The 12,006-nt window shown below is 72.4% G+C and carries 10 protein-coding genes; 7 read left to right on the plus strand and 3 right to left on the minus strand.

What is annotated here, in order from left to right; all coding sequences use genetic code 11:
* Positions 1-2: 2 nt before the first annotated feature.
* Positions 3-923, plus strand: coding sequence for a LysR family transcriptional regulator (locus ALMP_RS09245; RefSeq protein WP_264925797.1), 921 nt, complete (start codon positions 3-5; stop codon positions 921-923).
* Between the two features lie 199 nt (positions 924-1,122).
* Here the strand turns inward: ALMP_RS09245 and pntB are convergent, their stop codons facing one another.
* Positions 1,123-2,574, minus strand: a complete 1,452-nt coding sequence (gene pntB, locus ALMP_RS09250; protein ID WP_264925798.1) for a Re/Si-specific NAD(P)(+) transhydrogenase subunit beta — start codon at positions 2,572-2,574, stop codon at positions 1,123-1,125.
* Between the two features lie 6 nt (positions 2,575-2,580).
* Positions 2,581-4,167, minus strand: a complete 1,587-nt coding sequence (locus ALMP_RS09255; protein WP_264925799.1) for a Re/Si-specific NAD(P)(+) transhydrogenase subunit alpha — start codon at positions 4,165-4,167, stop codon at positions 2,581-2,583.
* Positions 4,168-4,600: 433 nt separating this feature from the next.
* On the opposite strand from ALMP_RS09255, the gene ALMP_RS09265 reads away from it, so the two are divergent.
* Positions 4,601-5,320, plus strand: coding sequence for a FadR/GntR family transcriptional regulator (locus ALMP_RS09265; RefSeq protein ID WP_264925800.1), 720 nt, complete (start codon positions 4,601-4,603; stop codon positions 5,318-5,320).
* 10 nt (positions 5,321-5,330) lie between these two features.
* On the opposite strand, the gene ALMP_RS09270 is transcribed toward ALMP_RS09265, so the two are convergent.
* Positions 5,331-6,296 (minus strand): D-2-hydroxyacid dehydrogenase family protein, encoded by a 966-nt coding sequence (locus tag ALMP_RS09270; protein ID WP_264925801.1) that lies wholly within the window; start codon positions 6,294-6,296, stop codon positions 5,331-5,333.
* A 346-nt stretch (positions 6,297-6,642) separates the two neighbouring features.
* Here ALMP_RS09270 and ALMP_RS09275 point away from each other — a divergent pair, with 346 nt between their 5' ends.
* The 5 genes from ALMP_RS09275 (at position 6,643) to ALMP_RS09295 (ending at position 11,994) form a co-directional block, all read left to right on the plus strand.
* On the plus strand, positions 6,643-7,029 hold the full coding sequence (locus tag ALMP_RS09275) for a VOC family protein (RefSeq protein ID WP_264925802.1): 387 nt from the start codon (positions 6,643-6,645) through the stop codon (positions 7,027-7,029).
* 189 nt (positions 7,030-7,218) lie between these two features.
* Positions 7,219-7,794 carry a GNAT family N-acetyltransferase gene (locus tag ALMP_RS09280; protein WP_264925803.1) on the plus strand — a complete coding sequence of 192 codons (576 nt, stop codon included), beginning with the start codon at positions 7,219-7,221 and terminating at the stop codon, positions 7,792-7,794.
* A 374-nt stretch (positions 7,795-8,168) separates the two neighbouring features.
* Entirely contained in the window at positions 8,169-8,942 is a 774-nt protein-coding gene (locus tag ALMP_RS09285) for a carbonic anhydrase (protein WP_264925804.1), read from the plus strand.
* Between the two features lie 143 nt (positions 8,943-9,085).
* On the plus strand, positions 9,086-11,485 hold the full coding sequence (locus ALMP_RS09290) for a glycosyltransferase (RefSeq protein ID WP_264925805.1): 2,400 nt from the start codon (positions 9,086-9,088) through the stop codon (positions 11,483-11,485).
* A gap of 113 nt (positions 11,486-11,598) precedes the next feature.
* Positions 11,599-11,994, plus strand: coding sequence for a hypothetical protein (locus ALMP_RS09295; RefSeq protein ID WP_264925806.1), 396 nt, complete (start codon positions 11,599-11,601; stop codon positions 11,992-11,994).
* Positions 11,995-12,006: the final 12 nt, after the last annotated feature.

The following is a 12,006-nucleotide window of genomic DNA, read 5'->3' on the forward strand; positions in this document are numbered from 1 at the left end:
CCATGTTCGATCTGCACCGACTGCGTCTGCTCCGGGAGCTCAAGCACCGCGGCACCCTGGCGGCCGTCGCCGCCGCGCTCTCCTACGCCCCCTCCTCCGTCTCCCAGCAGCTGTCCCAGCTGGAGGCCGAGGTCGGCGTCCCGCTCCTGGAGCCGGTCGGACGGCGGGTGAGGCTCACCGCGCAGGCCGAGATCCTCGTCGCCCACGCCGAAGCGGTGCTCGAACGCCTGGAACGCGCAGAGGCGGACATCGCCGCCTCCCTGACCGACCTGACCGGCACCCTGCGCGTCGCCTCGTTCCAGACGGCCGCCCTGGCCCTGATTCCGACCGCGCTCGGCCTGCTGCGTGACCAGCACCCGCGTCTGCGCGTCCACGTCACGCAGATGGAACCTGAGAAGGCACTGCCCGCTCTCCAGGCCCGCGACTTCGACCTCGTCCTCGCCGAGGAGTACCCCGGCAACCCCAATCCGCGGCCCGCCGGACTCGAACAGGAGGACCTGCTCGACGACCCCCTGCACCTCGCGCTGCCGGAGCCGGTCGACGGTTCGGACGGCACAGCCCCGATGGCCGACCTGCGCTCACTGGCGGACCACCCCTGGGTGATGGAACCCGAGGGCACCGCCGCCCGGCACTGGGCCGTGACCCTGTGCCGCACCGCCGGCTTCGAACCCGACGTACGGTTCGAGACCACCGACCTCCTGCTCCACCAGCGCCTCGTCGAGCAGAAACACGCGGCGGCCTTCCTCCCCGACCTCGTCTGGAACGGACAGCCCCCGACCGTCGCCCTGCGGCGACTCCCCCACGGGCGGCGCACGCGCCGCATCTTCACCGTCGTGCGGCAGGGCCGCAGCCGGCACCCCGCCGTCCTGGCCTGCCGCGACGCACTCCGCCGCGCGGTCACCTCCCGCTCCCCGCAGCCGTAGGGCAGCGCACCTCACGTGCGCCCCGGCGCGTCCCGTCGTCGAGGGGCCGGAGCGGCGGCAGCTGGTGGCCTGGGACTTCCCGGGCAGGGCGACGGCCGTCACGAGAAAGGGCCGCCGGGGCTCCTTGCCGGCCGGTCGGACGTCAAGGAGCCCCGGCAGCGTCCCGGAGCCGCCTGCGCGGCACCGCCAGGGAAAGGGGCTACCGGGCCGTGCCGACGGTGGCCGGGGCCGGCGCGTCGGTGGCGTCGAGGCTGCGCAGGATGTCCTCGACCCGCTGCTTGGCGTCACCGAAGAGCATCCGGCTGTTCTCCCGGAAGAACAGCGGATTCTGCACGCCCGCGTATCCGGCGGCCATGGAGCGCTTGAAGACGACGACGTGGGCCGCCTCCCAGACGTGCAGCACCGGCATCCCGGCGATGGGGCTGGCCGGGTCCTCGGCGGCGGCCGGGTTGACGGTGTCGTTGGCGCCGATGACCAAGACGACGGAGGTGGCGGCGAAGTCGGCGTTGATCTCGTCCATTTCGAGGACGATGTCGTACGGCACGCTGGCCTCGGCGAGCAGCACGTTCATGTGCCCGGGGAGCCGGCCGGCGACGGGGTGGATGCCGAAGCGCACCTCGACGCCCCGCTCGCGCAGCTTGCGCGCCAGCTCCGCGACCGGGTACTGGGCCTGGGCGACCGCCATGCCGTAGCCCGGGGTGATGATCACCGAGGAGGCGTCGCGCAGCAGCTCCGCGGTGTCCTGCGCGCTGATCTCCCGGTGCTCCCCGTGGTCGCTGTCGTCGCCCGTCACCGCCGGGGCGCCGAAGCCACCCGCGATCACCGAGAGGAAGGAGCGGTTCATCGCCTTGCACATGATGTACGACAGGTAGGCGCCGGAGGAGCCGACCAGCGCGCCGGTGACGATCAGCAGGTTGTTGGCGAGCAGGAAGCCCGAAGCCGCCGCGGCCCAGCCGGAGTAGCTGTTGAGCATCGACACGACCACCGGCATGTCACCACCGCCGATGGAGGCGACCAGATGCGCGCCGAGGGCGAGCGCCAGCACGGTGACCGCGACGAGCAGCCCCATGTGGGGGCGCGCCACGAACGCGACGGTGAGCGCGACGAACCCGACGAGCGCGCCGAGGTTGAGGGCGTGCTTGCCGGGCAGCGTGAGCGGGCGGGACTCGATCCGCGCCGACAGCTTCAGATAGGCGACGACCGAGCCGGTGAAGGTGACGGCGCCGATGAACACGCCGATGAACACCTCGGCGTGGTGGATGCGCAGCAGCGAGCCGGTGAGTTCCTGACCCGCGTGAGCGCCGGCCTCGACGTCGAGGTAGCCGTTCCAGCCGACGAGCGCGGCGGCGAGGCCGACGAGGCTGTGCATGATGGCGATCAGCTCCGGCATGCCGGTCATCTCGACGACCCGGGCCCGCCACAGTCCGATGCCCGCGCCCACCGCCGTGGCGACGGCGATCAGCACGAGACCGGTGGCGGTGATGCTGCGGGAGGCGAGCCCGATGGTGGCGGCCGTCGCGATGACCATGCCCGCGATGCCCCAGACGACTCCCGAGCGGGAGGTCCGGTGGTGCGAGAGTCCGGCGAGACTGAGGACGAAGAGCAGCGCGGCGACGACGTAGGCGGCTTCTGCGGCCGTGGCGGTGGTCATCCGTGATCAGCCCTTCGAGAACATGCCGAGCATGCGGCGGGTGACGGCGAATCCGCCGAAGATGTTGATGCTCGCCAGCAGGATCGCGGCGAACGACAGCGCGGTGACCGCGGTGTCTCCCCGCCCGATCTGCAGCAGCGCGCCGACCACGACGATCCCGGAGATCGCGTTGGTGACCGACATCAGCGGGGTGTGCAGCGCGTGGTGCACATGGCCGATGACGTAGAAGCCGATGACGATCGCCAGGACGAAGACCGTGACGTGGCTGATGAGCTGAGGCGGTGAGAAGGCGGTCACCAGGAAGAGCGCGAGCGCTCCGGCGCCGACGAGCGCGTACGCGGACCGCGGGGAGCGGGTGGTGGAGCGGGTGGGCACCGCCGATGCCTCGGCGGGCGTGGTGGGTTCCGTGGCCGGGCCGGGGGCGGGCGTCGCGGACACCCGAACCGGTGGCGGCGGCCAGGTCTTCTCGCCGTCGCGGACCACCGTCATCGACCGCTGCACCACGTCGTCGAAGTCGAGGACGAGCCGGCCGTCCTTGCCGGGGGTGAGCAGCTTCAGCAGGTTGACGAGGTTGGTGCCGTACAGCTGCGACGCCTGCGCCGGGAGCCTGCCGGGCAGGTCCGTGTAGCCGATGATCGTCACGTCGTTGTCGGTGACGACCGCCTTTCCGGCGACCGTTCCCTCGACGTTGCCGCCCTGGGCGGCGGCCATGTCGACGATCACGCTGCCGGGCTTCATCCGTGCGACGTCCTGGGCGGTGATCAGCTTCGGCGCCGGTCTGCCGGGGACGAGGGCGGTGGTGATGACGATGTCGACGTCGGCGGCCTGCTCGGCGTACAGCCGCGCGGCGAGCCGGTTGTAGTCGTCCGAGGTGGCCTTGGCGTAACCGTCGGTGCTGACCTCCGGTTCGTCCTGCTCGGGCCGCACCACGAGGAACTCCCCGCCCAGCGAGCGCACCTGCTCGGCGACCTCGGGCCGGGGGTCGGTGGCGCGGACCACGGCGCCGAGACTGCGCGCCGCGCCGATCGCCGCGAGCCCGGCCACTCCCGCGCCGGCCACCAGCACCTTGGCGGGCGGCACCTTGCCCGCGGCGGTCACCTGACCGGTGAAGAAGCGGCCGAAGGCGTGCGCGGCCTCGACCACGGCCCGGTATCCGGCGATGTTCGCCATCGAGCTGAGGACGTCCAGGGACTGGGCGCGCGAGATGCGCGGGACGGCGTCCATGGCGAGGACGGTGATCGGCCGCCGCGCCAGCTCCTCGACCAGTTCGGGGTGGAGCGCCGGGCCGATGAGCGCGATCAGGGTCGCTCCGTCGCGCAGCCGGCCGATCTCCTCGCTCGACGGGCCGTTGACCTTCAGTACGATCTCCGCCCGCCAGGGGTCGCCGAGCCGGGCTCCCGCCTCCTCGTAGGCCGTGTCCGAGAAGCGGGACGCCTCTCCCGCTCCCGGCTCGAGGACCACGCGGTATCCGAGCCGGACGAATCCGGCCACGGTGGCAGGTGTCGCCGCCACCCTGGTCTCGCCCGCGGTGGACTCGGCGGGTATGCCGATCAGTTGAGGTTCCGCCTTCGGTTCCCGCTCCGGTGGGACCATCGTCTTCCTCTCGTCCTGGGCGTGGTGATGCCGGACGTGGTCGCCCGGCACTCCGATGTCCTGTCCATCCCATCGGTGCCCGGATCCTTCGCGTTCGATCCGTGGGGCGGAAGAAGTCGGTCGCCCGTCGAGAGGCCTGCCGTGTCCGTGCTGGCCGTACGGTGGCTTCCCCGACGCTGGTCGCCCGCGCCCGGGCGATCGCCGAGGTCCGCGGGGCGCACGGTACGACCCGGCCGGCCGCCGCGTTCGCCTCCCCGAACGCCCATCCCCCTATCATCGATGTCACCCTCGGTATGCGAGATCCGGAGCAGGTCAGGCGGAACGTGGAACTCCACCATCAGCCCATCCCCGAAGGCCTCTGGGACGATCTCCGCTGCCAAGGACTGATCAGGGCCGACGGGCCCAGGGCGAACACTCGGGAAAGGGGGTCGCGGTGTCCCTGACGGACAAGGCCATCGAGCAGATCCGGGAGCTGATCCGCACCGGGGCGCTGCCGCCCGGCTCGAAGCTCCCGCCGGAGCCGGACCTCGCCGCCCAGCTGGGCCTGTCCCGCAACCTCGCCCGCGAAGCGGTCAAGGCGCTGGCCGTCGCACGCGTCCTCGAGGTGCGGCGGGGCGACGGCACCTACGTGACCAGCCTGCAACCGAGCCTGCTGCTGGAGGGGCTCGGCGGCGCGGTGGAGCTGCTCCAGGGCGACGCCGCCCTCCAGGACCTGATGGAGGTACGGCGCCTTCTCGAACCGATCGCGACGGCGCTGGCCGCCACCCGGATCTCCGACGTCCAACTGGCCGAGGTGAAACGGCATCTGGACGCGATGCGGGAGGCCCGCGACGATGTGGAGCGGCTCAACGCCCACGACGCCGCCTTCCACCGCGCCGTCATCTCGGCCACGGGCAACGAGACCCTCCTCACGCTCCTGGAGGGGGTCTCCGGCCGCACCCTGCGCGCCCGCATCTGGCGCGGTCTCGTCGACGACCAGGCCTCAGGCCGGACCCTGGCCGAACACGAGGCGATCTTCAGGGCGCTGTCCCAACGCGACGCCGCCCTCAGCCAGGCCGCCGCGCTGCTGCACGTGAGCAACACCGAGCAGTGGCTGAGGGAACATCTGCGCGCCAACGCGTCGCTGCCGTTCGGAGCGCCGACGGGGACGTGACAGGGCGGGCTCAGCCGCTCGTGAGCCGTCGGACGGGGGTGCCGGCGAGGAAGGCGGTGATGTCCTCCACCGCCTGTGTGTAGAAGGTGCGGTAGTTCTGCTCGGTGACGTAGCCGAGGTGCGGCGTGGCCAGCACGTTCGGCAGGGTGCGCAGCGGGTCGTCGGCGGGGAGCGGCTCGGTGTCGAAGACGTCGAGTCCCGCGCCGGCGATCCAGCCCTCGCGCAGGGCGCGCAGGAGTGCCGGCCGGTCGACGATGGCGGCGCGGGAGGTGTTGACCAGGTAGGCGTGGGCGGGCATGGCACGCAGTTCCGGCTCGCCGAGCAGGCCTCGGGTGCGGTCGGACAGGACGAGGTGCAGGGAGACGAAGTCGCTGCGGCGCAGCACCTCCTCCTTGCTGTCGGCGAGCCGGGCTCCGGCGTCGGCCGCCCGCTCGGCGGTGAGGTGCTCGCTCCAGGCGAGGACCTCCATCCCGAAGGCGGTGGCGACGCGGGCCACCCGGGTGCCGATCTTGCCGAGTCCGAGCAGACCGAGCGTGCGGCCGTGCAGATCCTGGCCGACGGTGGACTGCCAGGGGCCGCCTTCGCGCAGGGCCCGGTTCTCGGTGGTGAGGTTCCGGGCGAGGCCGAGGAGGAGCGCCCAGGTCAGTTCGACGGGTGGGGTGGAACTGCTCGCCGTGCCGCAGACGGTCACCCCCTGGGCGGCCGCCGCGGCGAGGTCGATGGAGGCGTTGCGCATGCCGGTGGTCACCAGCAGGCGCAGCCGGGGCAGGCGACGCAGGAGGTCGGCGTCGAAGGGGGTGCGCTCCCGCATGGCCACGACGATCTCGTAGTCGGCGAGTTCGGCGGCGAGCCTGTCCCGGTCGGTGATGTTCTCGCGGAGCGTGCGCACCTCGACCTCGCCGTCCAGGGGGCTCCAGTCCGCCAGGGTCAGGGCCGCGCCCTGGTAGTCGTCCAGCACAGCGCAGTGGAGGGTCATGCGAGCATTCTGCCCTTGGTGTTCATGACGAACGGGCCGCCGACGGCGACGGGTTCCCGCGGGGGTGTGCCGCTGTGCTGAGGGCGACCGCCGGCCCGGCGGGGCAGCACGACTCACGGCGCCCCGGCCGGGACGCCAGGGGGTGACGGCGGACCGCGCCGGTGTGGCAGAGGCGGCACTGGCGGCCGTTGCGGCCGACGCGCTCTCCACCAGGGCGCGTCCCGTCGCCCGGGCGAGGCGGGAGCGCCTAGCTTGATGGGCGAGCTGCCTCTCGGCCGCCGCTTGACCGAACCCCCCGGAGCGATCGTGCCCCGATGGCTCCGCCCCGATGCACCGGAGAGCACCCATGAGGATCCACCTCACCAGCGTCTTCGTCGACGACCAGGAGAAGGCCCTGCGCTTCTACACCGATCTGCTGGGCTTCGTGAAGAAGCACGATGTCCCGATGGGTGCGGACCGGTGGCTGACCGTGGTCTCACCGGAGGACCCCGACGGAACCGAGCTGCTGCTCGAACCCTCGGGCCATCCCGCGGTGCAGCCGTACAAGACGGCGCTGGTCGAGGACGGCATCCCGGCCGCCTCCTTCGCCGTGGACGACGTACGCGTGGAGTTCGACCGGCTGCGCGCGTCCGGGGTGCGCTTCCTCCAGGAGCCGCTGGAGACGGGCACGATCACCACCGCGGTCCTCGACGACACCTGCGGCAACCTGATCCAGATCGTGCACAGCGGGTAAGGCGCGCCGCACACGGAGCCGGGACCGCGGCACCGGTCCCGGCTCCGGCGCGTCGTCGGCACCGACGCCGGCGGCTCCTGACCGTCGAGCCCTCGCACAGCTCCGGGGGTACCCAACACCGCCCACTTATTGCAAGATACTTGCAATAGCTGGTGCATCGCAGAGAGGGGCGGTCGCGTGGAGGCTTCGATGGGGCGCACGGACATCCGCCTCTTCGCCGGCGAGGACCTGCTGACGCACACCGCCGCGCTGCGCTCCGTGTACGCCGAGGCCTTCGGCGCACCGCCCTGGAACGAGGACGCGGAGAAGGCGTCGGCGTTCGTGGCACGGCTGGCCGCGGACGTGCGGCGGCCGGGCTTCACCGCCGCCCTCGCCTTCGCGGGCGCGGACGTCGTGGGCTTCGCCACCGCCTGGACCACCCGCACCCCCTTCCCCACCGACCGCTGTTACCCGCAGGCCGCCGCCGGCCTGGGCGCCGAGCGCACCCTGCGGTGGCTGTGCGGCGCCCGGGAGATCGACGAGATGGCCGTCCACCCCGCCGCCCGGGGCACCGGCCTCGCCGCCGCTCTCCTCCAGGCCGTCACCGCCGACGCCCCCGAAGGGCGCGTCTGGCTGCTCACATCGGCCCGGGCACCCCGGGCCATCGCCTTCTATCGCAGCCAGGGCTGGACCCAGGCCACGCACCCTTCCCCGGAGGGCCAGGGCCTCACCGTCTTCCTCGGCCCACGCCATCCGGCCCGTACGGCCGCCGCGCCGCCCCGGTGAGGGCGGCCCACACGGCCTCCCGTCCGTCGAATACGGAGTGCCGCCGGCACAGCGGCAGTTGGACGTCCTCCCGGCGAACGGCTGACATGTGACTCCCATGGCTGAGGCCACAGTCGAGACGGGGAAGCGGGCCGGCGTCGCCCGGCGCTCCCCCGGCGACAACCGCCGCTCCACCCGCACGCCGCGGGTACGGAACTCGGCCGGACGCACGGTAACCCGGCGTCAGGAAACCCGCACTTTGCGTCAATTGGACCGGTCTTTCTTTTCCGCTTGATCACCGCTGTACGGGCGCTAACCGGCCCCTCACCACAGTGGAATCACGGGCTCCGATCAGGTGCCCGAGCGAAGGACGCAGTGGAAAAGGGGAGAGATCCATGGGTATAGCCGGGCACCCGCAGCGCAGGGCGATTCTGACCGGAGGGCTGGTGGCCGGCGCGGCCCTGATCACGGGCTGCTCGTCCGCGTCGGACGACACGGCCGCGGAGAAGACGGTGGTCGCGGGGGCGGCGAAGAAGACTCCCGCGCCGGCCGCCGGCCCCCGGCCGGACTCGCCGTCGACGGCGTTCGCGAGACTGATGGAGGGCAACGCCCGCTGGGTCGCCGGTACCTTGCGCCACCCCGACCAGGACCCCGCCCGGCGCAAGGCCGTCGCCGAGAAGCAGACCCCCTACGGCGTGGTCCTGTCGTGCATCGACTCCCGGGTGCCGCCGGAGCTGGTCTTCGACACCGGGCTCGGCGACCTGTTCGTGCTGCGCACCGGCGGGCAGGTGGTCAGCCCCGTGGTCACCGGTTCCGCCGAGTACGGTCCGCTGACGTCCGGGACCCCGCTCGTGGTGGTGCTCGGCCACCAGCGCTGCGGCGCCATCAAGGCGGCGTACGAGTCGCTCCGTGACGGCAAGGAACTGCCCGGCACCCTGCCGTCCGTCGCGCAGGCCCTGCGGCCGGCGTACCGGGCGACCCTGAAGAAGAGCACCGACGACCCCGTCGACGCCATGATCCGCATCCACGCCGAGCAGACCGCCGAGGACCTGCGGGCCAACAAGGCGCTCGCCCCGCTGATCAAGAAGGGCGGGCTGGCCGTCGTCAGCGCCTACTACTCGCTCGACACCGGCCGTGTGGAGGTCCTCACCGGGGCGCCCTCGGCCTGACTTCCGGCCACGAACGGCGTCGGGCGGGGGCCCGGGGGGTGCGAGCCTCCCCGGGCCCCGGCCCGCCAGCCGCCCGGGTGAATGTTCCGCCGACGGATCCCACCGGAAATCCTCCCGGTCGATCGGATCGGCATACTGCGTGAATGCGGACGCCGAAGCAGATTCCCGCCCTGATCCACCAGACCTGGAAAGACACCGACGTACCCGCCCACTGGAAGGAATGGGCCGAGTCGTGGCGCCGTCATCATCCGGGCTGGGGATACCGCTTGTGGACCGACTCGGACAACCGCGCGTTCCTCCAGGAGCACTACCCGTGGTTCCTGCCGGTGTACGACGGCTATCCGGAACCGATCATGCGGGCCGACGCGATCCGCTATTTCCTGCTCGACCATTTCGGCGGGCTGTACGTCGACATGGACTTCGAGTGCCTGAGGCCGGTCGACGCGATCCTGGACGGGCGCGAACTCGTCCTCGGCTGTGAGCCGCACGCGCACACGCGTCTGCTGCTGGCCCGCCGGCGCGGACTCGACCGCATCGTCGGCAACGCGTTCATCGCGTCCCGGCCGGGCCACCCCTTCTGGGCCCATGTGCACCGGGAGTTGGTCGGCGCCCACCGCATGCCCGGCGCGCTGGACGTCACCGGCCCCTTCTTCCTCACCCGGGCGGTCGACAGCGCCCCGGAGCCCGACACGGTCACGGTCCTGGAGCCGGAGGTTCTGTATCCCGAGGTGAGCCCGTACGCGACCGAGCTGTTCGGCCCTCAGGAGGCCGACCACGGGCGGGCGTACGCCGTGCACCACTGGTCCGGCAGCTGGGTGCGCGAGGTCCCACGGCCGGTGCGGCCGTCGGCCGGCAGACGGTTCCCGTTCTGGGCGAGCCAGGAGCTGCACCCGGTCGCCGACGGCCTGCTCAACCTGGACGCGCAGCGCCACCGCTGGGCCTCGGGCGCGCCCACACCGACGGTGTCCTGCCTGATGGTGACGAAGGACCGCTCGTCGACGGCCCGCCGCGCGATCGCCTGCTTCCGCGCTCAGACCTATCCGGCCCTGGAACTGGTCGTCGTGGAGGACGGCACGGACGACGCCCTCGAGGAGCACCTTCGCGAACTGGACGACCCGAGGATCCGCCATCACCGGCTCCCGGCGGAGGGGCGGACGCTGGGCGAACTGCGCAACGAGGCGGTGGACCGGGCCACCGGGCCGTACGTGTGCCAGTGGGACGACGACGACCTGTACGACCCGGAGCGCGTCGAGACGCAGATGGCGGCGCTCCTCGCGCTCGGCACCGACGCCTGCTTCCTGGCCCGCGAACGGCTGTGGTGGCCCGCCCGCCACCGGCTCGCGATCTCCTGCGCCCGGCTGTGGGAGGGGTCGATGGTGTGCGCCAAGGACCGCCTCCCGCGCTACCCGGCGCTGCGCCGGGGCGAGGACACCCCGGTGGCGGAGGAGCTGGTCCGCAGCCACCGGGTCGTGTCGGTCGACGCCCCCGAGCTGTACACGTACGTGTGTCACGGCGGCAACACGTTCGCCGAGGCCCATTTCGCGGAGCACTTCGACGTGGCGACCGAGATCTGGTCCGAACCCGGCGCCTACGCCGAGCGGTTGCTCGCCATGGCGACCCGGCTGCCGCTCGGGCCGCGGGACATCGCGCACGCCGAGACCGGGCCCGCCGCCGCCCGGGACCGTGAGCGCGAGTCACCGACGGTCCCCCACCCCGCGCCGGGCCCGGCGAGCGAGCGGCCCCGGATCCTGGTGCTCACACCGCTCAAGGACGCGGCGGCGTTCCTGCCGGGCCATCTGGAGAACCTCCGCGCCCTGGACTACCCGCGTGAGGCGATCTCCCTGGGCCTGCTGGAGGGCGACAGCACGGACGAGACGCCGGAGCTGCTGCGGCAGGTCCTGCCCGAGCTGGAGGCGGAGTACCGGCGGGTCACCCTCGTCCACCGTGACGTCGGCCTCCAGCTGGACGGACCCCGCTGGGAGCCGGGCATCCAGCGCCGGCGGCGCTCGGCGCTGGCCAAGGTGCGCAACCAGCTGCTCTTCCGGGCCCTCGCCGACGAGGAGTGGGTGCTGTGGCTGGACGTGGACGTCACCGGATACCCGGCCGACCTGGTCCAGCGCCTGCTCGGGGCGGGCAAGGACATCGTCGTCCCGCACTGCGCCGCCTCGCCGGGTGGGCCCACGTTCGATCTCAACACCTTCGTGCTGCATCCCGGGGCCGGCACCCTCAACTGGTCCCGGTGGCTGCGCGACGGGATTCTGCAGCCTCCCAAGGGGTTCGGCCGGACGTACCTCGACGAGCTGCGCGGCCGAGGGCTGGTGCGCGTCGACTCGGTCGGCGGCACGGCGCTGCTGGTCCGCGCCGACCTCCACCGGGACGGCCTGGTCTTCCCCTCCTTCCCGTACCGGCAGCTCATCGAGACGGAGGGGCTGGCCGCGATGGCCCAGGACATGGGCACCGCCTGCTGGGCGCTGCCCGACCTGGAGGTGCTGCACCCGCGGCACGCCACGGAGCTGACGACACAGGTCCACCACATGGAGTAATCGTCCGGGCACCTGGCGTGACGGGAAGCCTACGGTGGTTCTGCTGTCCCCTGCCGTGCGAGTTCACCGGCCGCAGCGGGCAGTACCCCCGATCCCCCGAGAAAGGCCTCACCGTGAAAGCCCGTGTCATGTCCTCCCTGGCCCTGCCCGCCGCGCTGGCCACCGCCGGTCTGCTCAGCACCGCGGAGGCGGCGTACGCGGCCGCCGCCGGCTCGGAGCCGCTGACCGCGTCGGCCCGCTACGCGCACCAGGGCCAGTCGATAGACGGCGACGTCGCCCTCGTCTCCGCGGACGGAAACCCCTGCACCCCGATGGGGAACGTCACCATCACCGACTACGGGCACTGCTGCACGCCCCTGGCCAACATGACCATCACCGACTACTCGCACTGCTGCACGCCGGTGAGCAACGTCATCGTCTGTGACTACGGGCACCACCAGGAGCACCACGACCACGGTCACTACCAGGTCCACGACCACGACCATGGGCGTCGGCCGGGCGTCGCCTAGCACGTGACCCGG

The sequence above is a fragment of the Streptomyces sp. A012304 genome (assembly GCF_026008495.1).
GTDB lineage: Bacteria > Actinomycetota > Actinomycetes > Streptomycetales > Streptomycetaceae > Streptomyces.